Source organism: Streptacidiphilus sp. MAP12-16, assembly GCF_041262165.1.
Classification (GTDB): Bacteria; Actinomycetota; Actinomycetes; order Streptomycetales; family Streptomycetaceae; genus Streptacidiphilus.
The window spans coordinates 72,129-94,046 of the sequence record NZ_JBGCBY010000033.1 but is presented as its reverse complement, the minus strand read 5'-3'; the positions used below and the strand labels follow the sequence as shown (position 1 = coordinate 94,046).

Below are 21,918 nucleotides of genomic sequence, written 5' to 3'. Positions count from 1 at the left end.
CTCGGAGGCGATCATCTCCAGGGTGGACTGCTGGCGGTGCAGCTCGGCGTCCACAGCCGCCGCGACCTCCGGGTCGAGCGAATGCAGGGACTGGTCGAGAAGGGCCATCGGTGGGCTCCCTTGGTCCGGCCACGAGTTGTGGCGCTGTGGGGCGCGGTCAGGCGTGCGAGACGACGGCTTCCGGGATCGGGGTGAGCGATCGGCGGAGCCGGTTGAACAGCTTCGGCTGGTTCATGGCGAGCACGGCGACGGCATGCCCGGCCCGCTGGTAGACGGCCACGAAGGAGCGGCTGTCGAAGTCGCCCTCGACCAGTTGCGGCTCGGCGCCGACCGCGACGTGTCCGGCCAGCTGGATCCGGGCCTGGTACTGGTCGGACCAGAAGTACGGCGGCTGGGCGGGTGCCGCGGTCGGCCTGCCGGCCAGCAGGGTGCGTGCGGCCGTCCTGGGCTGCTCGGTCGCGCTGGTCCAGTGCTCGATCCGCGCGTGCCGCCCGGTGAACGGGTTGGGGCAGCGGGCCACGTCGCCCACGGCGACCACGCCCGGGATGCTCGTGCCGCACCCGGCGTCGCACACCACGCCGTCCTCGACCGCCACGCCGGAGCCGGCCAGCCAGTCGGTCGCAGGCCTGACGCCCACTCCGACGACCACGACGTCGGCGGGCAGCAGCCGTCCGTCCGCCAACCGCATGCCGGTCACCCGACGCTCGCCCGGCTGGCCAGCGTGGCCGATCAGGGCGGACACGCCGGTGCCGCACAGCAGGCGCACCCCGTGGTCGGAGTGGAGCGAGGAGCAGACCAGACCCATGTCCCGCCCCAGCGCCCGTTCCAGAGGTACCTCGGCGGCCTCGACGACGGTGACGTCCAGCCCGAGGGCGTGCGCGGTGGAGGCGACCTCGGCGCCGATGAAGCCCGCGCCGATGACCACGACGCGGGGCACGCCGTCGAGCAGGTCCGCGCGCAGGGCAACGGCGTCGTCCAGGGTGCGGAGTGTGTGGACGCCGGTCAGGCCGTCAGTTCCGGGAATGGTTCGGGGGCTTGCCCCGGTGGCGATGACGACGGCGTCCGAGCGCAGCTCCCGGCCGCCCGCCAGCGTGACGCTGCGGGCCGCCGCGTCCAGCCGCAGCGCCCGCTCGCCGAGCAGCCACTGCGCGGCGAGGTCCGTGTACTCGTCCGGGCTGCCGAGCGCGAGCGCGTCGGCGTCCAGTTCGCCCTTGAGGAAGCCCTTGGACAGCGGCGGCCGGTCGTACGGCTGGTGGCGCTCCTCGCCGACGACCGTGATGGACCCGTCGTAGCCCTGCTCGCGCAGTGCGCGGACGGTGCTCAGACCGGCCAGCGAGGCGCCGACGACCGTGATCGACTTCATGCGGGTTCGCCGACCGTGACGTTGAGGACGACGTATCCGTCGGCCACGGTGACCTGGTGGGTCCGCAGGGCTTGCTTCGCCGGTGGGCAGGTCGGCCGGCCGGTGCGCAGGTCGAACGAGGACGCGTGCAGCGGGCACTCGACGAAGCAGCCCTCCAACCAGCCGTCGGCGAGCGAGGCGTCCTGGTGGGTGCAGGTGTCGTCGACGGCGTAGACGGTGCCGTCGGCGTTGAACAGGGCGACCGGCACGGGGACGCCCTCGGTCACCCGGAGCGCCTCGCCCGGCGGCAGGTCTTCGATCCGGCACACCGTGATCATGGGAACCTCCAGCTTCGGATCCTCGACCCCGCCACGGGGGCGCGTATCGTATTACACAACACGATTCGGATTACGCAACATGGTTTCGGCTCGCCAAGGGCTTGTCAAGAGGCCACCCGCAGCCGACCGCTCAGAGGTAACGCAAGTGGACCTCGACCACTCAGTCAGCAGCGGGGCAAGGACGACCGCATCGAACGCAGCCGCGAACACCGGGAACGCCGCATACAACTCCGCACCCATACGTCTGCGTCCGGTGCCGGTCGAGGACTTTTTTCGACATCGACGATCACGACTCTCCACCACGCCGTTCGCGCCGTTCGTCGCGGCACTCGTCGCGTCCGTCCGGCTCTGGCAGCACTACGCCAGATCCCGTCGCGCAACCAGCCGGCGCTGATGGAGCCGGGTCCACCTACGCCGAGCCTGTCAGGGACATCGGCCGGAGACGCCCCGGCGACCACAACCCATCAACTCGTGGGCGGCGCGCGGCCGGAAGCACCCGCGCGCCCTTGACGCTGAGGCCCCGTCAGGGTGATGGTCGTGCAAGACCTCGCAACCCGCTCGACGCCGGAGGCATTCATGGCACTACGGTTCATCGGGATCGACCCCGACACGGGAACCGCGAACAGCCCGACGGTCTGGGTCGATGAGGAGAGGGCCGAGCTGGTGCTCCAGGGCTGGAAGGCCACCGAGGAGCTGCTTGCCCAGGTCGAGGCCGTCGGGTCGATCCCAGGGCATGACACCAAGGTCCCCGACCACGAGGCGGTGATCCGGATCCCGGCACGGATGGTGCCAGCGCTGAGGGAGGCGTGCGATGCCGCAGAGCGACTCACCGAGCTTTGAGGACCTGCTGAGCGCGACGGAGCGCTCCGCCGTTCACCTGGAGATGCGCGACTCGTATGCCGTCACCTACGAGCGGGCAGACCTCGACGCCTGGCGCGAGACCGGCAGGTGGGACAACCCCCAGTACTGGCAGCCCTGGATCGATCTCGTCCAGGCCGCGACCCGGCGCGGCGTCACGTTCCGGCGCGCCCGGATCGTCTCGGAGCCGGTAACCGAGTACGTCCGCTTCGAGCACGCCGGGACCGTCAACAACGTCACCGCTGGGGAGGAGGTCCGCTGGCTGCCCCGGCGCCTGGCGTCCGACCTGTGCTTGCCCGGCAACGACTTCTGGGTCTTCGATGATCGCGTGGTCAGGTTCGGCCACTTCACCGGTGACGGTGACTGGGCCGGCCAGGAGGTCCGGGACGAGCCCGCCGTGGCCAAGCTCTGCTCCACGGCGTTCGAGGCGGTGTGGGAGCGGGCGACCCCCCACGCGGAGTTCCAGGTCTGACGCGCCGAGCCACTGGACACGCTGCTCATGCCCTCATCGCCGTCATCCAGTGCCCAGGCCGCCCGCGCCGCCGTCGCGGCCCGCCTTCGCGAGCTGCGCCTCGACGCCGGCCTCACCGGCAAGGAGCTCGCGGTGCGGTGCGGTTGGCACCCCGCGAAGACCTCGCGGCTTGAGAATGCCCTTACCCCGCCGAGCGACGACGACATCCGGTCGTGGTGCGCGACCTGCGACGCCGCCCCCTCCGCACCTGACCTGATCGCCGCGACGCGCGCCGTTGACTCGATGTACATGGAGTGGCGGCGGCTCCACCGCACCGGGCTGAAGCGGACCCACGAGACATCCGTGCCGCTCTACGAGCGCACCTGCCTCTTCCGGGTGTACTGCTCGACCGTTATCCCCGGCCTGGTGCAGACCCCGTCCTACGCTGAGGCGCTGATGGCCTCCATCACCCGCTTCCAGGGCACCCCGGATGACGTCGCCGAGGCGGTGGCGGCCAGGATCGCCCGCTCCCACGTCATCCATGACGGTGACCACCGCTTCGCTCTCCTGATCGAGGAGGCCGTCCTCTACTACCGGGTCGGCGACCCGCAGGTGATGGCCGGCCAGCTCGGTTACCTCCTCGCCGCGATGTCCTCGCCGTCCGTCTCTCTGGGGGTCATCCCGTTCACCGCCGAGCGCCCGGTCTGGACGCTGGAGGCGTTCAACATGTTCGACGACGACCAGGTGCTCGTGGAATTGCTCACGGCGGCGGTGACGGTCACCTCGCCGCGCGAGATCGAGGACTACGGCCGCGCCTTCGCCGAGCTGTCCAGGATGGCCGTCTACGGGGCCAGGGCGCGGTCACTGATCACGGCCGCGATAGCCGCGCTCGGATGAATCTGCGCAATCCGATGCAACTTCCTTGAGGTCAGTTCTCACCACTCCCTAGCGTGTTCACCATGGAGCGCAGTGACCAGGAGCAGGCGAGCGGCTGCGGCGAGTGCGCGCGGCTGGCAAGCGAGGGAGCGGCCGCCCGGGCGGCGGGTGACCGGAGCCGGGAGGTGGACGTTCGCGTCCTGACGGCCCGCCACGAGCACCGGGCTCAGTGCCGGACCAGGGCGGCGGTGTCGTGACGGCCGGCCAGCAGCGGGACGGGAACGCCCGCCTGCTGCCGTGGACGACGGACGACGGCGGCGCGTGCTACCTCGACGGCAGCGGCGGGGGCTTCCTGGCGGCGTTGGCCGAAAACGTTGAGTGCGCCCAACTCGCCAGCGGGGCGCAGGTCTTGGAGCACTCCCGGCGGATGTGCTCCCGTCCGGGTCTCGCACCGACCGAGCTGCGGTTCCTCGTATCGCGGCTCGCCGAGTCACTGGCAGACGTGCTTCGGGTCGCCGAGAGTAGAGGGTTACGGCTCGGGATCGACAGCCACGGCGACACCGAGAACGGCCCGGACCTCTCGACGGCGGGGGAGTGCGGCTGATGGCGGCGCACACGGTTCTTCGGTTCGTTCAGTGGACGATGCGCCAGCTGACCACCGAGATGCCGCGCCGGATGGTGTGCGACGCCTGCGGCGAGGGGTCCGAGGAGACGCCGGAGCTCACCGCGGCGCAGGACTGGGCGTTCCAGCATGTCGGCCGCAACCCGTCCCACACCAGCTACTCGGAGACGGTCACCCGGTTCTGGGACATGACGGCGTAGTCGGTAACGCGCCACCTCAGGCGTCTGAGGCGTCAAGTGCGCGAAGCTCGCAGGGTGCATTGTGATGGTTTCGTAGTACTCGTGGTGATATCTGCCGCCCCGGCATCTCGTGGCCGCGTGTGCCTCTGGCTGCCCAGGAGGGAGTGAACGGCCAGGTCAGGCGGGTCGTTGGTGACCATGGTGGTCTCCGAGTATCGCAGTGCTGCATAATGTTGCGTTATGAGCAACAGTCGGAACGGCAAGCCCTCCGAGGGACCGGGGAGCCTGCAGGCGGAGTCACCGGTGCAGTCCGTCGACCGGGCGGTGACCATCCTGGAGATCCTCGCCCGTCGCGGCGAGACCGGCGTCACCGAGCTCGCGGCGGAGCTCGGCGTGCACAAGTCGACCGCGTTCCGCCTCACCGCGGCCCTGGAGATGCGGGGCCTGGTCGAGCAGCCGGGGGAGCGCGGCAAGTACCGCCTGGGGCTTGGCCTGGTCCGGCTCGCGGGCGCGGCGACCGTGCGGATGGACCTGTCGCAGCAGAGCCGTCCGGTCTGCGAGCGGCTGGCGGTCGAGGTCGCCGAGACGATCAACGTGGCGATCCTGGACGAGGACGAGGCCGTCAACATCGACCAGGTGTTCGGTCCTTCGGCGCTGACCACGCACAACTGGGTCGGCCAGCGCACGCCGCTGCACGCGACCTCCAGCGGGAAGGTGCTGCTGGCGCATCTGCCGGAGGAACTGCTGAAGAAGCGGCTGGCCGCCCCCCTGGAGCGCTACACGCCGCGCACCGTTACCGATCCCGACGTCCTCTCCGCCCAGTTGGAGCGGATTCTGACGGACGGTTTCGCGTTCTGCGTCGAGGAGTTGGAGCAGGGCCTCAATGCCGTGGCAGCGCCGGTGTACGCGCAGAACGGCCAGGTGGTGGCGGCGATCAGCGCCTCCGGGCCTTCCTTCCGGCTGACCGCGGAGCGTATCCCGGAGGTGGCCGCCGCGGTGCGGTCCGCTGCCGAGGAGGTCTCCGCCCGGCTCGGATACTTCCGCCTGGCGTGACTTCGCCGGAGGTGAGCGCCCCGCCAGAGGTGCGGCCTCGCCGCAGGCGTGGCCTCGCGGGTAGGGCACGCGCTCGCGGGAGAGGGGCGTCGGGTGGTCCCGGCGCCCCTCTCCCGTCTCCGGCCTGGCCGCTGCGGCGATCCGCTGCGGCCGATCGGCCGATCGATCAGGACTCGGCCGCGAGGCCCTCGGAGAGGCTCTCGTCGGTCACCAGCCGCACCGTCGCGGGGCCCTGCGGCGCGGTCCGGTGCCGGTAGCGCAGGTACAGCAGTCCGCCGACCGCCGAGATCACACCGGTGAAGACGATGGCGCCCCACTGGTAGTACCAGTGGTCGTTGCCGTAGACGGCGGCGCGCGGCCAGGCCAGGTTGACCGTCATCGCCGCGCCGTAGAGCACGGCCACGATGTTCACCACGACACCCCAGCGGCCCATGCTGAAGAAGGGACCGTGGTCCGCCCGCGGCCAGTTGCCGCGCAGGCGGCGCACCAGCATCGGGGTGGTCACCATCAGATAGGGGATGTAGAAGAGGATGATCGCGACCGAGGTGAGGATGTAGAACACCCGCTGGTTGCCCATGTTGACGAGCAGCAGCACGATCGTCAGCACGCCGGTGATGATGGCGGGCAGGACCGGGGTGCCGGACTTGGGGTTGACCTTGGCGATGCGCGCGCCGAAGGGGAGCCGCCCGTCCCGCGCCATGGAGAAGAGCAGCCGGATGGCGGCGGTCTGTACCGCGAGGCAGCAGACCGTGATCGCGATCGCCGAGCAGACCAGGAAGACGTCTCCGAGGCCGTTGCCGAGCGTGCTCTTGATCAGGTAGGGCATGCCGAGCGTGCCGATCTCGGACGCCTTGATGTTCCCGACCGCCATCATGCCGACGAGCATGAGCAGCCCGCCCGCGATGGCGGCGGCGGTGAGGGCCCGGAGGATGGCGCGCGGAGCGTGCCGACGCGGCTCCATGGTCTCCTCGGCCAGCGAACCCGCGGTGTCGAAGCCGTAGAAGACGTAGGCGCTCATCAGCGAGGCCACCAGGAAGGCGCCCAGGTAGCCCCAGGAGTGCCCGGTTCCGGTGCCCTGGGTCTGCAGGACGACCTGGGGGCCGCGCTTGATGTGGATGGCGAGCATGATGATCAGCAGGGTGACGCCGACCAGCTCGACCGCCACGCCGAAGTTGTTGATCTTCGCCATCAGCCGGACGCCGACGATGTTGACGATCGTGGTGAACACGACCAGGCCCAGGGCGAGGATGATCGCGTTCTGCGCGCCGGCCGGAGTCGTGGTCACACCCGCGTCGGCGGAGCCGCCGACGATCTCGAAGACCAGCGAGACCTGCGGCAGGATGATCTGGTACGCCACGGCGACCGCGGCCGCGGTGACGATCGAACCGACGGTGATGATCCAGCCGGACATCCAGGACGTGCCCGGTCGTGCTATCTGCTTGGACCACTGGTAGACGGAGCCCGCGAGCGGGAACTGGCCCGCCATCTCGGCGAAGCAGAGGGCGACGGCGCCCTGGCCGATGAAGACCAGCGGCCAGGTCCAGATGAAGGCCGGGCCGCCGGAGGCGAAGCCGAAGCCGAACAGCTGGAACACACCGGTCATGATCGAGATGTAGCTGAAGCCCGCGGCGAAGCTGGAGAAGGAGCCGAGGGATCTCTCCAGTTGCTGGGTGTAGCCGAAGCGGGCGAGGTCGGAGGTGTCGTCGGTCGGGGGTGGTGCGGTGGTGCTGGTGGTTCCCGGGTTGCTCATGGTCGCTCCATAGGCAGGCAGGGGCGTGGGGGTTGTGCGTGCTGCGAGGACCGGTGGAAGCCTGGGTGCTGCGGACGGACGGGGGAGTAGGGAGGGATAGTAGGGACCGGGGGAGGGTTACTGCGTTCAGCCGGCGAACCAGTGCTGCGCTGCGGGGGTGACGGTGCGCCAGATGTGCTTGGTCTCCTGGTACTCGCGGAGGCCGGACGGACCGAGCTCGCGGCCCGTTCCGGACTGTTTGAACCCGCCCCATTCGGCCTGTGGCACGTAGGGGTGGTAGTCGTTGATCCAGACGGTGCCGAGGCGCAGCCGGGCGGCGACGCGCTCGCCGCGCCCCGCGTCCTGCGTCCACACGGCGCCCGCCAGGCCGTAGGGGGTGTCGTTGGCGAGGGCCACGACCTCGTCCTCGTCGTCGAAGAGTTCGACGGTGAGCACCGGTCCGAAGACCTCCTCGCGGACGATGGTCATGCCCGCGTGGCAGCCGTCGAGCACGGTGGGCCGCAGGAAGAAGCCCGCCTGCAGTTCCGACTCGGTGGGCCGGCCGCCGCCGGCGCGGACCACCGCGCCCTCGGCGAGGGCGCCGGCGAGCAGTCGTTCGACCTTCTCGCGGTGTTCGGCGGAGACCAGCGGTCCGGTCTCGGTGCCCTTCTCGAGACCGTTGCCGAGCCGGATCAGGTCGGCGCGGCGCGCCAGTTCGGCGGTGAACTCGGCGTGCAGGCTGCGGTGCAGCAGCAGCCGCGATCCGGCCGAGCAGACCTGGCCGGAGTGGAGGAAGGCGGCGGTGAGTGCGAAGTCGACGGCGGCGTCGAGGTCGGCGTCGGCGAAGACGATGTTGGGGTTCTTGCCGCCGAGTTCCAGGGCGACCTTCTTGACCGTCTCGGCCGCCGCCCGCATCACCGATCGGCCGCTGGCCAGGCCTCCGGTGAAGGAGACCAGGTCGACCAGCGGATGCTCGGCGAGTGCTGCGCCGACGGCGCCGCCGCCGAGGACCAGGTTGGCCGTGCCGCTGGGCGCGCCGGCCTGCGTCAACTGCTCCTGCAGGAGCTCGAACAGGCGGATCGTGGTCATCGGGGTGACCTCGCTGGGCTTGGCCACCAGGGTGTTTCCGGCCGCGAGTGCGGGGGCCAGCTTCCAGGAGATCTGCAACAGCGGGTAGTTCCACGGCGTGATCAGCGCGCACACGCCCACCGGCTCGTACACCACGCGGCTGATCGCGTCGGGCCGGCCGGTGTCGACGGTGCGGCCCGCGTCGGAGGTCGTCAGCGCCGCGTAGTAGCGGAGTACGGCTGTGGCGTCGTCGACGTCGATGCGGCTCTCCGCCAGCGTCTTGCCGGTGTCGAGCGTTTCCAGGTGGGCCAGCTCCTCGCGGTGCTCCTGGAGCGCTTCGGCGGTGGCGGTGAGCACGCCCGCGCGGCGGGCGGCCGGGGCGTGGGCCCAGGAGCCCTCGTCGAAGGCCGCCCGGGCGGCGCGTACGGCGCGGTCCGCGTCGGCCACGGACGCCTCGGCGACGCGGGCCACGACGGACGCGTCGAAGGGGTTGACGACCGCTCGCTGCCGGCCGCCCTCGGCGGGCGTCCAGACGCCGTCGATCAGCAGGCGCGCTGGGTCGGTGGATGAGGGCACAGGCTGCCGCCTCCTCAGTGAGTTGCGCGATACGAGACGTTTGTCTTCATGCGCAACTTGCGGTGAGTATGGAAGGACCCCAAACCCCTGTCAAGGGGAGAGGGGATTCGGCGCACTGTCGACCCTATCCGCGCATCCTGATGTCGGACTCTTGACAGCTTGGGTTGCGAGCATGAGTCTGTTTCTCATCACGCACATCGATGCGCAATATGCAACTCCCTCGCTGTCCTAGCCGATCGGGACGCCGGACCGCCGGCCGACCTCCAGCCCGCCGCAGCTACCTCCCGAGGGGACGGATGCTTTGACAGTCCAACCGAAAGTCGTGATCGTCGGTGCCGGCATCGTCGGCTGCGCGCTGAGTGACGAACTCACCGCACGCGGCTGGACCGACGTCACGGTGCTGGAGCAAGGCCCCCTCTTCGCCACCGGCGGTTCGAGCTCGCACGCACCCGGACTGGTCTTCCAGACCAACTCGTCCAAGACCATGACCGAGTTCGCCTCCTACACCGTGCGCAAGTACTCGGGTCTCACCCTCGACGGCCAGTGGTGCTTCCGCCAGGTCGGCGGGCTCGAGGTGGCCACCACCCCGGAACGGCTCGCCGAGCTGAACCGCAAGCACGGGCTCGCCACCTCCTGGGGAGTGTCGGGCACGCTGCTCGACCCCGAGCAGTGCGCAGACCTGCACCCGCTGCTCGACCGCGACCAGGTCCTGGGCGGCTTCCACGTGCCCACCGACGGACTGGCCAAGGCCGTCCGCGCCGGTGAGGCGCAGGCCCGCCGTGCGATCGAGCGCGGCGCCCGCTTCCTGCCGCACCACACCGTCACCGGCTTCGAGTCGGCGGGCGGGCGGGTCACCGCCGTCGTGACCGACCAGGGCAGCTTCCCCGCCGACGTGGTCGTCTCCTGCGCCGGGTTCTGGGGGCCGAAGATCGGGCGGATGGCCGGGCTCGCCGTCCCGCTCGTCCCGCTCGCGCACCAGTACGCCAGGACCACCCCGGTGCCCGAGCTGGCCGGCCACAACACCGACGAGCTGGAGGCGTCCAAGCCGATCCTGCGCCACCAGGACCGCGACCTCTACTACCGCGAGCACGGCGACCGCATCGGCATCGGCTCCTACGCCCACCGACCCATGCCGGTCGACCTCGACGACGTGGCGCACCCGAGCGCCGGGGCGGCGCGGCTTCCCGCGACTCCGCAGACGCCGCAAACCCTCCCAACGCCGCAGATGCCCTCGATGCTGCCGTTCACCGAGGAGGACTTCGTCCAGCCCTGGGCGGACTCGCAGGCGCTGCTGCCCGCGCTCGCCCGCACCAAGGTGGAGGAGGGCTTCAACGGGATCTTCTCCTTCACCGCCGACGGCTTCCCGCTCCTGGGCGAGTCCCCTGACCTGCGCGGCTTCTGGGTCGCCGAGGCGGTCTGGGTGACCCACTCGGCGGGCGTGGCCAGGGCCATGGCGGAGTGGCTGGTCGAGGGGACGCCGCGCACCGACGTGCACGAGTGCGACCTCAACCGCTTCGAGCCGGTCCAGCTCGCCCCCGCCTATGTGCATGAGCGCAGCTGCCAGAACTTCGTCGAGGTGTACGACATCCTCCACCCGCTGCAGCCGATGGAGCAGCCGCGCCCGCTGCGGGTCAGCCCGTTCCACACCCGCCAGCGCGAACTCGGCGCCTTCTTCCTTGAGGCGACCGGCTGGGAGCGGCCGCACTGGTACGAGGCCAACAAGGACCTGCCCGAGGTCGCGGCCGTCCCCGGGCGCGGCGCCTGGGCCTCGCGCTACTGGTCCCCGATCGCCGGCGCCGAGGCGCTGGCCACCCGCGAGCGCGTGGCGATGTACGACATGACGGCGCTCAAGCGGCTGGAGGTCACCGGCCCCGGCTCGCTGGCCTTCCTGCAGTACCTGACCACCAATCAGCTCGACAAGCCGGTCGGCTCCGTCACCTACACCCTGATGCTGGACGAGACCGGCGGCGTACGGAGCGACCTCACCGTGGCCCGGCTCGGCCGGGACCGCTTCCAGGTCGGCGCCAACGGCGCCCTCGACCTCGACTGGCTCACCCGCCACCTGCCCGACGACGGCACGGTCCAGGTCCGCGACACCACCGCCGGCACCTGCTGCATCGGCCTGTGGGGCCCGCTCGCCCGCGACCTGGTCCAGCCGCTGACCGACGAGGACTTCTCCCACAAGGGCTTCGGCTACTTCAAAGCCAAGCACGCCTACCTCGACAACGTCCCGGTCACCGCGATGCGGCTGTCCTACGTCGGCGAGCTCGGCTGGGAGCTGTACACCACCGCCGACTGCGGCCCCAAGCTGTGGGACACCCTGTGGGAGGCCGGACAGCCGCTCGGCGTCGTCGTCGCCGGACGCAGCGCCTTCAACAGCCTGCGGCTGGAGAAGGGCTACCGCTCCTGGGGCACGGACCTGACGGCCGAGCACAATCCGTTCGAGGCCGGCCTCGGCTTCGCGGTCCGCATGGAGAAGGGCGACTTCCTCGGCCGGCAGGCACTGCTCGGCGTCACCGAGGCGACGGTGCCACGCCGGCTCGCCTGCCTGCTGCTCGACGATCCGCAGGCCGTGGTCATGGGCAAGGAACCGGTGTACGTGGACGGCGCCCCCGCCGGGTACGTCACCAGCGCCGCCTACGGCTACAGCATCGGCGCCTCCATCGCCTACGCCTGGCTGCCCAGGGCCGCCGCAGACCCCGGCACCCGGGTGACCGTCGAGTACTTCGGCGAGCAGTTGCCCGCCACGGTCACCGAGGAGCCGCTGTTTGACCCCAAGATGACCCGCATTCGCCGCTGACCGCCACTCACTCGACCCCGGAGACCTCATGACCTCCTCGTACGACGTCATCGTGGTGGGCCTCGGCGGCATGGGCAGCGCCGCCGCATACCGCCTCGCCGAGCGCGGGCAGCGCGTCCTCGGCCTGGAGAAGTTCTCACCCGGGCACAATCGCGGCTCCAGCCACGGCGGATCCCGGATCACCCGTCAGGCCTACTTCGAGGACCCGGCGTACGTACCCCTGCTGCTGCGCTCCTACGAGCTCTGGGAGCAGATCGAGCGCGACTCCGGGCGCACCATCGCCACCCTGACCGGCGGTGTGATGGTCGGCCGGCCGGACAGCCTCGCCGTCTCCGGCAGTCTGCGCAGCGCCGGCCAGTGGGGCCTGGACCACGAGGTCCTGGACGCCGGCGAGATCCGCCGACGTTTCCCCACCCTCCACCCCGCCGCCGACGAGGTGGCCTTCTACGAGGCCAAGGCCGGATTCGTCCGGCCCGAGGCCAGCGTGCTGGCCCACCTCTACCTGGCGGCGAGGGCCGGCGCCACGCTGCACTTCGAGGAGACCGTCACCGGCTGGACGGCGAACCCCTCCGGCAGCGGCGTTCGCGTCACGACCTCCGAAGGCGTCTACACCGCCGACCGGCTCGTGGTCTGCCCCGGAGCCTGGGCGCCGCAGCTGCTCACCGACCTGGGCGTGGAGTTCACCATCGAACGCCAGGTCATGTACTGGTTCGCCCCCGACGGCGGGGTCGAGCCCTACCGGCCCGAGCGCCACCCCGTCTACATCTGGGAGATGGACGGCGGCGCCCAGTTCTACGGCTTTCCCGCGATCGACGGCCCGGACGGCGGCGCCAAGGTCGCCCTGTTCCGGGGCGGCGCCGCGTGCACCCCGGAGACCATCGACCGACAGGTCCGGCCCGAGGAGGTCGAGCGCATCTCCAGGCACCTGAGCCCGCGCCTGCCGACCCTGCCCGGGCGCCTGGTCAAGGCCGCCACCTGCATGTACACCAACACCGCCGACGAGCACTTCGTCATCGCCACCCACCCCGCGCACCAGCAGGTGACCGTCGCCTGCGGCTTCTCCGGCCACGGCTTCAAGTTCGTGCCGGTGGTCGGCGAGATCCTCGCCGACCTGGCCGTGGACGGCGCCACCGACCACCCCATCGCGCTGTTCGACCCGCGCCGGCTCCAGCCGAGCCTTCTCTAGCCGTGCGTTCTCCTCACGAAAGGCACACCGCCGTGACCGCGACCGAGCTCCCGCCGAGCCTGATCCCCACACTCCCCGGCTCCTCCTACACCGACCCGCAGATCTTCGCGGTGGAACAGGAGAAGATCTTTGAGCAGATGTGGTTCTGCGCCGTCCGCGCGGGCGACCTGGCCAAGCCGGGCAGCTTCCGCACGGTGCAGGTCGGCCGGGAGAGCGTGCTGGTCACCCGCTCCCGCGACAACAGCGTCAAGGCGTTCCTCAACATCTGCCGGCACCGCGGGGCGCGGCTGTGCACCGAGGAGACCGGCGAGGTCAAGCGCGCCTTCCAGTGCCCGTACCACGCCTGGACCTACGGCCTGGACGGCAAGCTGGTCGCCGCGCCCAACCTGACCAGCATGCCGGACGTCGACCGCACCACGTACGGGCTGATCCCGGTGCACGTGCGCGAGTGGCTCGGCTACGTGTGGGTGTGCCTCGCCGAGGAGCCGCCCTCGTTCGAGGCGGACGTGGTCGCGGCAGCGACCGAGCGGCTCGGCGACCCGGGGGCCATCGACCGCTACCAGATCGACGAACTCTCGGTCGGCCGCCGGATCCGCTACGAGGTGCGCGCCAACTGGAAGCTGATCATCGAGAACTTCATGGAGTGCTACCACTGCGCGACCATCCACCCCGAGCTGACCGAGGTGCTGCCCGAGTTCGCCGGCGGTTATGCGGCCCAGTACTACGTCGGGCACGGTGCGGAGTTCGCCGGCGAGGTCGAGGGATTCACGGTGGACGGCAGTGCGGGCGTGGAGCGGATCCCGACCGTCTCCGACGACCAGGACCGCAAGTACTACGCGATCACCATCAAGCCGCAGGTCTTCGTCAACCTGGTGCCCGACCACGTCATCGTGCACCGGATGTTCCCGCTCGCCGCCGACCTCACGGTCGTCGAGTGCGACTGGCTGTTCGTCAAGGACGTCGTCGACGCGGGCCGTGACGTCTCCCGCTCGGTGGAACTGTTCCACCGGGTCAACGTGCAGGACTTCGACGCCTGCGAGCGCTGCCAGCCCGGCATGGACTCGCGCGCCTACCGGGCCGGCGGTGTCCTGGTGCCGAGCGAGCACCACATCGGGGAATTCCACGAGTGGGTCACCGACAGGCTCCGCGGCTGACGGGCCCGGCCCGGCTCCGTACGCTTGGCTCGACGAGCCGGTTTCCAGGCCACCCAGCCACATCCAGCTCCACCCTCCAGCGAAAGGCTGTTCCCCATGTCGCAGCGCGTACGCGGTGTCATCGCCCCCGGTAAGGGCGAGCCGGTGCGGATCGAGACGATCGTGGTGCCCGACCCCGGTCCGGGGGAGGCGGTGGTCAAGGTGCAGGCGTGCGGGGTGTGCCACACCGATCTGCACTACCGCGAAGGCGGCATCAACGACGACTTCCCGTTCCTGCTGGGGCATGAGGCCGCCGGGCTCGTGGAGTCCGTCGGCGCGGGCGTCACCGAGGTCGCACCCGGGGACTTCGTGATCCTCAACTGGCGCGCGGTCTGCGGGCAGTGCCGTTCCTGTCTGCGCGGACGGCCGCAGTACTGCTTCAACACCCACAACGCCAAGCAGAAGATGACACTGGAGGACGGCACCGAGCTCTCGCCCGCCCTGGGCATCGGCGCCTTCGCGGACAAGACCCTGGTGGCGGCCGGGCAGTGCACCAAGGTCGACCCGGCCGCGTCGCCCGCCGCCGCCGGCCTGCTGGGCTGCGGGGTGATGGCCGGGCTGGGCGCCGCCGTGAACACCGGGAATGTGTCCCGCGGCGACAGCGTGGCCGTGATCGGCTGCGGCGGTGTGGGCAACGCCGCCATCATGGGCGCCCGGTTGGCCGGGGCGGCCCGGGTCATCGCGGTGGATATCGACGAGCGCAAGCTCGCCACCGCACTGCGACTGGGCGCCACCCACAGCGTCAACTCCCGTGACGGCGACCCGGTCGAGGCGATCCGCGAGCTCACCGGCGGCAACGGCGCGGACGTGGTGATCGAGGCGGTCGGCCGCCCGGAGACCTACAAGCAGGCCTTCTACGCCCGCGACCTGGCCGGGACGGTGGTCCTGGTCGGAGTGCCCACCCCGGACATGACCCTGGAACTGCCGCTGATCGACGTCTTCGGCCGTGGCGGCGCGCTGAAGTCCTCCTGGTACGGCGACTGCCTGCCCTCGCGGGACTTCCCCATGCTGATCGACCTCTACCTGCAGGGCCGCCTGGACCTGGACGCCTTCGTCTCCGAGACCATCGCGCTCGACGATGTCGAGGAGGCGTTCACCCGGATGCACAAGGGCGAGGTCCTGCGCTCGGTGGTGGTCCTGTGACCGCGCCGCGGATCGAACACCTGGTCACCTCCGGCAGCTTCGACCTGGACGGCGGCAGCTGGCAGGTCGACAACAACGTGTGGCTCGTCGGCGACGACACCGAGGTCGTGGTCATCGACGCGGCGCACGACGCCGATGCCATCGCGGCGGTGGTGGGCGGTCGGCGGGTGGTCGCGATCGTGTGCACCCACGCCCACAACGACCACATCGACGCCGCGCCCGCGCTGGCCGAGCGCACCGGCGCGCCGATCCTGCTGCACCCGGACGACCTGCCGCTGTGGAAGCAGACCCACCCGGACCGCGCCCCCGACGGCGAGCTGGCGCACGGCGGCCACATCTCCGTCGCGGGCGCCGACCTGACGGTCCTGCACACCCCCGGGCACAGCCCGGGCGCGGTCTGCCTCCACTCGCCGGAACTGGGAACGCTCTTCTCCGGCGACACCCTGTTCCACGGCGGCCCCGGCGCGACCGGCCGCTCGTACTCGCACTTCCCGACCATCATCGACTCCATCCGGGACCAGCTGCTGACCCTGCCCACGGACACGGTGGTCCGCACCGGCCACGGTGACTCCACCACCATCGGCAGCGAGGCCCCCGACCTCGACGCATGGATCACCCGGGGTCACTGACCCGGCCGGAGCGGCCGGTCCGCATCCCCTCAGCTCTCATGGGATCGGCCCTGGGCCGGCGGTGACGCCGGACCAGGGCCGATGGACCAGGGCTGATGAGGGCTTCGGGCTACGTCAGCCCTCGGTGTCCGAGGACGGGATGTAGCCGCCGGGCACGTCGTTCGGCGCGTAGATCTTGGTCTCGCCGGGGTACGGGGTCTTCCAGTTGTGCGTCTCGTACCACGTCAGGTGGTTCATCTGCGCGGGGTTCGCGTAGTCGGGCACCGCGTTGGGACCGGTCAGCCGCTGCTGCGACTTCCAGGTGGCCCACTGCGCGGCGATCGCCTGCTCCGCCGCCGGCGCCTTCGTCGTCGCCGGCACGAGAGCCGCCCTGGGGTCCTGCGGCGCCGGGACGTCCACGCCGCAGCTGGGCGGCGTGGACAGACCGTCGGTGAGCGAGGTCCGGTTGGGCACCGCGCTGAACGGCGTGTAGTTCGGCTTGTCGGTGAACGCCGCGGCCATCGGGGTGGCCGCGGTGTCCTTCTGGTTCATCGGGTGGATTCCGAGGATCTGCTCGATGGTGCGGATCATCGTGATCTGCGTGTAGTAGTGGTCGTCGACGACACCGTGCTGCGCCCAGGGGCTGATGATCTGGATCGGGGCGCGGTGGCCGTCGACGTGGTCGAGGCCGGCCTGGGAGTCGTCCTCGACGACGAAGATCGCCGAGTCCTTCCAGTACTTGCTGTGCGAGATCTGGTCGACGATCTTGCCGGTGGCCAGGTCGTTGTCGGCGACCTGGGCGGCCGGGCTCAAGGGACCACCGGTGTGGTCACTGGAGAGCCAGAACATGTTGAGGTTCGCCGGAGCGGTCTTCTCGAAGTTCTGCTTCCAGATCTCGTACCGGTACTGGTCCGGGACACTGGTGTCGAACTTCGGGAAACCGGGCACCGAGACGCTGTTGAGCGACGGGATCGGCGAGGACGAGTTCAGGGTGTAGGCGGTGTTCTGCCCGGTCGCGTCCATGTTCTTGGCGTCGCAGTACAGGTTCTGCCAGCTCGCGTCGGCCGGCTTGGTCAGGAACTGCTGGAACTCGCCGAAGTCCCGCACGGACTTGCCGGCCGACTGCGCACCGGTCCACAGGAAGCCCGACTTCTGGTGGCCGAGAGCGTCGTCCTCGGTGTCGTAGCTGCGCAGGTACTCACCGGCCGAGGACTCGGTGTACGCCGGGTTGTCGGCCTGCATCAGCCAGTTGTGGCCCTCAGCGGAGTTCGTGCCGATGTCGTAGGTGTTGTCGTAGAGCCCGAACTGCTGGGCCAGCGCGTGCTGGTTCGGCGTCACGTTCTCGCCGAACTGCGTCAGTGCGGGGTCGCCGTTGCCCTTCGGGATGTCACCGAAGACCTGGTCGTAGGTCCGGTTCTCCTTGACGATCAGGAAGACGTGCTTGATCGTCGAGGGGTCGCCGATCCGCGCCGGCACCGGCACCGGCTTCGCCTTGTGCTGGTCGGCCAGCACGACCGCGCCATGGGTCCAGCCGTTCTGCTGGAAGACCTTGGCGGTCTGTGACCTGATGACACGGTCGCTGGGCAGCGTGAACTGCGTCAGGCTCGATGTCGTGTCGTGGGTGTTGTGTGCGCCGCTGCTGTTGGGGCGGAGGGCGTCGATACCACGGGTGTTGGAGACGACCACGTTCTGGCCCACGGTGGTGATCTCCGCGGGGAAGTAGTCCGTGGGCAGAAGGCCGACGTAGCTGACCGGCTCCTGCGGACTGGTGTACCGGTAGACGGCGACCGCGTTGGCGCGGCCGAGGGTGACCAGCAGGTGGCCGTCGTCGGTGAGCGTCACCGCGTCGGGTTCGTAGCCCACCGAGGCCTCCGGCCAGGGCTGGGTGGAGATGGTCTGTACGACCTTGTCGCGGGTGGAGTCGATGACCGACACGGTGTTGGAGGCGGTGTTGGTGACGAACACCGCCCCCTTCTTGGCGTACACCGCGGTCGGGTGCAGACCGACCTTGATGGTGCCGACGGCGGCGGACTGATCCGCCAGGTTGATGACGCTCACCGTGCCGGTTGTGGTGGCACCGGTCACCGGGCTGGCCGGCACCTGCGTGTTGTAGGAGTTGAGCGTGGAGTCGCCGGCCTTCGCCGGACGCCCACCCTCGTTGCTGACATAGAGCTTGTGGCCGACCTGGACCATGCCGCGCGGGGCGTTGCCCACCGCCCAGCTCTGCTCGATGGCCCCGGTCGCCGCGTTGATGGCGACCACCCGGTTCTGGCCGTTGACCGCGGAGTACACGGTGGAGCCGTCGGCCGAGAACACCGCCGCGGCCGCCAGCGCGTGCTTGGCGCCGTCGGCCGGTATCGAGACGGCCGTCGGGTTGGAGAGCGAGCCGTCCGGGTTGACCGTGAACTTGGTGTAGCCGTCGATCTGGCCCAGCCACAGCTGCGAGCCGTCGGGCGAGTAGGTCGGATGCACCTGGCCGACAGCGCCGCTGCCGATGCGCAGGTCGTCCACGGCGGAGGCACCCACACGCTGCTGCACCTGCCCGGTCTTGAGGTTCACCACGACCAGCGCCGCGTCACCGTCGGCGACCGAGGCCGCGAGATGGCCGCCGTCCGGACTGACCGTGGACGCCATGATCTTGCCGTCGTTGATGACGAGCCGGCTGCCGTACGGGGCGATGTACTGGTCGCTGGAGATGACCTGGCCCTTGGATGTGACCTGGCCGACGTGCTCGGTGCCGAACTGGTGGGTCTCGGCCGCAGCGGTGCCGGTGGCCAGGGCGACGGCGGTGATGCATGCCGTCACCAGCGCTGCCCGGCGGCCGACACGCTTACCGAGAAATACGAAGTGCTGATCCTCGACACGCCGACGACGCGTTACCTGCATGGGGTCATCCCTTCGGGGAGGTGGTGAGCAGTTCGACATTGCCGTCGAACTGCCACAGCGGGTTCGGCGCGTCCCCGGTCGGGGTGTGCACCAGGAAGTAGCCGTTCACTTCCTTCGGTCCGTCACCGTCGGACTTGAAGCGCCCGTTCGAGCTGACGTCCAGTTGGTAGATGGCCGTCCCGGGCGCCGCGGTGCCGGGAAGGTGCCAGGTGACGACGCAGCGCCAGTCGTTGCCCGGCCCCTCCGCGTCGACCTGGCCGCCGCCCCTGTCGCATGCCGCCGTGACCTGGAGCTGCGCCTCCGTGACGGCGGGACGGTTGAGCTGTTCGGTCTGCATGCGATAGAGGTGGGCGAACACGGTGGCGACCGACTGCTGCACCTTGGCCTGGGAGATCCCGGAGCCCATGGACGGGGTGGCCACGGCGACGACCCCGAAGGTCAGGGCGAGCAGTGCGACCAGCGGCAGCAGCGCGCGAGGGATCGCGCGGCGCCCGATGCCGTCGTCAGTAGCGTTGGTGAAGTCCCGCCGCACGAAGAGCAGGTAGGCCAAGGCGGTCGCGACCACGACCCACGCCAGGCTGACCGCGATGGCGACGAGGAGCTCGCCGAGCTGAGCCGGGCTGGTGAAGAGCCCGTTCCAGGCGATGAAGGCATAGCCGGGCAGGGCGAGGCGAACGGCGACCGGGAGCTGCAGCATCTGGGCGAGCTGCATCGCGACCGCCACCAGCGCGGGGACGAGCAGTCCCATCGGGGAGCGCCCCAGCACGACGGAGCCGAGCAGGCCGATCGCGGCGAGCGCAAGGGTGGGGGCGAGCGCGCAGGCCCACGCGAGCAGGACGCTCCCGGCGGCGTCCGACGGCGTCAGCAGGTGGCCGTCGAGACCGACCAGCGGTTGATTGCCGACCGTCGCGAGCCCGCCGACCGCGCTGGAGGCGACCAGTCCCGTCACGAGCAGTGCGATGACGGTAAAGCTGGCCAGTGCCTTGGCCACGAAGATCCGCCGCAGCGAGCGGACCGCCACCAGCAGGTGTCGCCAGGTGCCGAGCCGGTCCTCGGCGGCGAACACGTCGCCCGCGACCACCGAGGTCAGCAGCGGGAGCGCCCAGGAGCCGGCGAACCCGAGGACCACCAGCGGTCCGGCCCAGCCCGTGGCGTGCATCCAGCGACCGAAGAGGGTGTCGCTGGGGAGCGTGCTCTGCTGGCTCACCGCGGCGACGAACAGTCCCGGCATGATCCAGCAGGCGAGGACCAGAAGGCGGATCCGCCACTGTGAGACGAGCTTGACCAGTTCGAAGCGGTAGGCGCGGGTCACCGGGACGCGGAGGGCATCGGGGTCGGCGTCGACATCGGCAGCGGCAACGTTGTCGGCGACGGTCACGGTCATCGGTCGGCCTCCTGCTGTTCGGTGAGGGCGAGGAACGCGGCCTCGAGCGGCGAGCTCACGGGGGCGAGCTCGCGGACCGCGATGTCCGCCTTCACCAGCCCCGCCACCAGTTGCTCGAGCGCGGGCACCGGCGCGCGCACGACGAGCACCTCGGCGCCGCGCCATACCCCGGCGTCCTCGACGACGCGAACCCCGGCCGCCTCGGCGGCCAGTCGGCGCGCGGCCTGCGGATCGGAGGTGAGCAACCGGTAGTCGAGTTCACGGTTCTCGGCGGCCAACTTGCTCAGCGGGCCGGAGAAGCGGACCCGTCCGGTCGCGAGGATGGTGACCTCGGAACACAGCGCCTCCAGGTCGTCCATGCGGTGGCTGGAAAGCACGACGGTGGTGCCCTCGGTCGCGAGCCGCGTGAGGACGCCGTGCACATGCTTCTTGCCCGCAGGGTCGAGACCGTTGGAGGGCTCATCGAGCACCAGCAGCCGGGGGTTGGTGAGCAGTGCCGCGGCCAGCCCGAGCCGCTGACGCATGCCCAAGGAGAAGCCGCGGGCCCGGTCGTCGGCGACCTCGGTGAGCCCGACCTCGCCGAGCACCTCGTCGATCCGCCTGGTCCGCGCGTCCTGGCCGCGCAGAGTAGCCAGCGCGGCGAGGTTCTGCCGGGCGGTCAGCGAGGGGTACAGGCCGGGCCCGTCCACGAAACCGGCGACGCCACGGGGGGACGCGAGCGCCCGCCCGACCGGCCTGCCGAGGACCTCCAGGCTGCCGCCGTCGGCAACGGCCAGACCGAGCAGGAGGCCGAGCAGTGTCGTCTTGCCTGCACCGTTCGGCCCGACCAGGCCGTGGATCTGCCCCTGCGCCAGATCCAGATCGACGCCGTCGAGTGCGACCACGTCACCGAAGCACTTGACTATCCCACGAGCCCGCACCGCACGCTGTGTGTCCATGGTCCCCTCTCATCAACCCTTAAGAAACGTAGGACCTGACAAAACACGGTCAGGGGCAGCCGGTTGAACTCTCCCGAAACGGCAGACGACTGACTCCCCAGGAACGGACACCTGTCGCACAGCGCTGACACAGCGTCACCCCTGGGGTCGACCGGTGAAGGGGGGGTTTGGCATCGCGAGCGTCTGCTCGCGGGTGAGGCGGAAAGCCAGGTCGGCCGCCCGGCTTGCGGTTCTGGGTTGAGTGCAGGACCCGCTGCTCGGCCAGGCAGGGGGCGAGGGAGGGCGTGGGTGGTGGTCGCGTCCGGCGCGGTCAGGTGCACCATCTGGACGGTCCAGGTTCGTCAGTGCGCAGTCTGAGCGGTGGCCCAGTTCCGCCCAGCTCTGGGCACCCCCCGCGCAGGAGGCGCTCGGGAGGGCACTGCCTCGCCCTCTACCGATCGCCCCTCGGCGCAGCCTCTACCCGGCATGTGGATCCAACTGCGGGCCACTACCGCGGTAGCGGGGCTCCGGTCACGGCCCGCGACCTGCGCAGTAGCGCCACTTGACCCCGGCGGACACCCGTCGAATCCCATGCAGGTCGGCCCGTGGCCCCGTCGGCACGGGCCACCCAGCTGCCACAGCTCAAGCCTGCTGGGCATCCTATGACTCGGGCCCATTCGTCGGCCTGGGTCATTGACCGTAGTCGCGG

At 70.4% G+C, this 21,918-nt stretch carries 19 protein-coding genes; 12 read left to right on the top strand and 7 right to left on the bottom strand.

From position 1 onward, the window contains the following. Positions 1-157 precede the first annotated feature (157 nt). Entirely contained in the window at positions 158-1,363 is a 1,206-nt protein-coding gene (locus ABIA33_RS32415) for an NAD(P)/FAD-dependent oxidoreductase (protein ID WP_370086608.1), read from the bottom strand. Continuing rightward, a complete protein-coding gene (locus tag ABIA33_RS32410; protein ID WP_370086606.1) occupies positions 1,360-1,680 on the bottom strand; it encodes a bifunctional 3-phenylpropionate/cinnamic acid dioxygenase ferredoxin subunit in 321 nt (106 codons plus the stop codon). The genes ABIA33_RS32415 and ABIA33_RS32410 overlap by 4 nt, the downstream gene beginning before the upstream one ends. Before the next feature lie 576 nt (positions 1,681-2,256). Here ABIA33_RS32410 and ABIA33_RS32405 point away from each other — a divergent pair. From ABIA33_RS32405 to ABIA33_RS32375, 7 genes are all read left to right on the top strand, one after another. Then, positions 2,257-2,520 (top strand): hypothetical protein, encoded by a 264-nt coding sequence (locus ABIA33_RS32405; protein ID WP_370086618.1) that lies wholly within the window; start codon positions 2,257-2,259, stop codon positions 2,518-2,520. Further along, positions 2,492-3,010 carry a DUF6879 family protein gene (locus tag ABIA33_RS32400; RefSeq protein WP_370086604.1) on the top strand — a complete coding sequence of 173 codons (519 nt, stop codon included), beginning with the start codon at positions 2,492-2,494 and terminating at the stop codon, positions 3,008-3,010. The genes ABIA33_RS32405 and ABIA33_RS32400 overlap by 29 nt, the downstream gene beginning before the upstream one ends. A gap of 27 nt (positions 3,011-3,037) precedes the next feature. Next, positions 3,038-3,886 carry a helix-turn-helix domain-containing protein gene (locus tag ABIA33_RS32395; protein WP_370086602.1) on the top strand — a complete coding sequence of 283 codons (849 nt, stop codon included), beginning with the start codon at positions 3,038-3,040 and terminating at the stop codon, positions 3,884-3,886. Between the two features lie 62 nt (positions 3,887-3,948). Continuing rightward, positions 3,949-4,122 (top strand): hypothetical protein, encoded by a 174-nt coding sequence (locus tag ABIA33_RS32390; protein WP_370086600.1) that lies wholly within the window; start codon positions 3,949-3,951, stop codon positions 4,120-4,122. Then, the gene (locus ABIA33_RS32385; RefSeq protein ID WP_370086598.1) at positions 4,119-4,469 is read left to right on the top strand and encodes a hypothetical protein; all 351 of its coding nucleotides are present in this window, start codon (positions 4,119-4,121) and stop codon (positions 4,467-4,469) included. The genes ABIA33_RS32390 and ABIA33_RS32385 overlap by 4 nt, the downstream gene beginning before the upstream one ends. Further along, complete coding sequence (locus tag ABIA33_RS32380; RefSeq protein WP_370086596.1) at positions 4,469-4,687, top strand: hypothetical protein; 219 nt, start codon at positions 4,469-4,471, stop codon at positions 4,685-4,687. The genes ABIA33_RS32385 and ABIA33_RS32380 overlap by 1 nt, the downstream gene beginning before the upstream one ends. 282 nt (positions 4,688-4,969) lie before the next feature. Then, positions 4,970-5,719, top strand: a complete 750-nt coding sequence (locus tag ABIA33_RS32375; protein ID WP_370086616.1) for an IclR family transcriptional regulator — start codon at positions 4,970-4,972, stop codon at positions 5,717-5,719. A gap of 166 nt (positions 5,720-5,885) precedes the next feature. Here the strand turns inward: ABIA33_RS32375 and ABIA33_RS32370 are convergent, their stop codons facing one another. Together ABIA33_RS32370 and ABIA33_RS32365 are read right to left on the bottom strand one after the other, a co-directional pair. After that, the gene (locus ABIA33_RS32370; RefSeq protein ID WP_370086594.1) at positions 5,886-7,469 is read right to left on the bottom strand and encodes an amino acid permease; all 1,584 of its coding nucleotides are present in this window, start codon (positions 7,467-7,469) and stop codon (positions 5,886-5,888) included. Positions 7,470-7,595: 126 nt separating this feature from the next. After that, positions 7,596-9,092 carry an aldehyde dehydrogenase family protein gene (locus ABIA33_RS32365; RefSeq protein ID WP_370086592.1) on the bottom strand — a complete coding sequence of 499 codons (1,497 nt, stop codon included), beginning with the start codon at positions 9,090-9,092 and terminating at the stop codon, positions 7,596-7,598. 322 nt (positions 9,093-9,414) lie between these two features. Here ABIA33_RS32365 and ABIA33_RS32360 point away from each other — a divergent pair, with 322 nt between their 5' ends. From ABIA33_RS32360 to ABIA33_RS32340, 5 genes are all read left to right on the top strand, one after another. Continuing rightward, complete coding sequence (locus ABIA33_RS32360) at positions 9,415-11,892, top strand: FAD-dependent oxidoreductase (protein WP_370086590.1); 2,478 nt, start codon at positions 9,415-9,417, stop codon at positions 11,890-11,892. A gap of 28 nt (positions 11,893-11,920) precedes the next feature. Further along, positions 11,921-13,078 carry an N-methyl-L-tryptophan oxidase gene (solA, locus tag ABIA33_RS32355; protein WP_370086588.1) on the top strand — a complete coding sequence of 386 codons (1,158 nt, stop codon included), beginning with the start codon at positions 11,921-11,923 and terminating at the stop codon, positions 13,076-13,078. A 32-nt stretch (positions 13,079-13,110) separates the two neighbouring features. Further along, on the top strand, positions 13,111-14,232 hold the full coding sequence (locus tag ABIA33_RS32350; RefSeq protein WP_370086586.1) for an aromatic ring-hydroxylating dioxygenase subunit alpha: 1,122 nt from the start codon (positions 13,111-13,113) through the stop codon (positions 14,230-14,232). Positions 14,233-14,328: 96 nt separating this feature from the next. Then, the gene (locus ABIA33_RS32345; protein ID WP_370086584.1) at positions 14,329-15,414 is read left to right on the top strand and encodes an S-(hydroxymethyl)mycothiol dehydrogenase; all 1,086 of its coding nucleotides are present in this window, start codon (positions 14,329-14,331) and stop codon (positions 15,412-15,414) included. After that, positions 15,411-16,043 (top strand): MBL fold metallo-hydrolase, encoded by a 633-nt coding sequence (locus ABIA33_RS32340; protein WP_370086581.1) that lies wholly within the window; start codon positions 15,411-15,413, stop codon positions 16,041-16,043. The genes ABIA33_RS32345 and ABIA33_RS32340 overlap by 4 nt, the downstream gene beginning before the upstream one ends. A 114-nt stretch (positions 16,044-16,157) precedes the next feature. On the opposite strand, the gene ABIA33_RS32335 is transcribed toward ABIA33_RS32340, so the two are convergent. Genes ABIA33_RS32335 through ABIA33_RS32325 form a run of 3 tightly spaced genes read right to left on the bottom strand, consistent with a single transcriptional unit; the run spans position 16,158 to position 21,230 of the window. After that, a complete protein-coding gene (locus ABIA33_RS32335; RefSeq protein WP_370086579.1) occupies positions 16,158-18,908 on the bottom strand; it encodes a bifunctional YncE family protein/alkaline phosphatase family protein in 2,751 nt (916 codons plus the stop codon). A 4-nt stretch (positions 18,909-18,912) separates the two neighbouring features. Continuing rightward, a complete protein-coding gene (locus ABIA33_RS32330; RefSeq protein WP_370086577.1) occupies positions 18,913-20,292 on the bottom strand; it encodes an ABC transporter permease in 1,380 nt (459 codons plus the stop codon). Then, positions 20,289-21,230, bottom strand: a complete 942-nt coding sequence (locus ABIA33_RS32325) for an ABC transporter ATP-binding protein (RefSeq protein ID WP_370086575.1) — start codon at positions 21,228-21,230, stop codon at positions 20,289-20,291. The genes ABIA33_RS32330 and ABIA33_RS32325 overlap by 4 nt, the downstream gene beginning before the upstream one ends. Positions 21,231-21,918 lie beyond the last annotated feature (688 nt).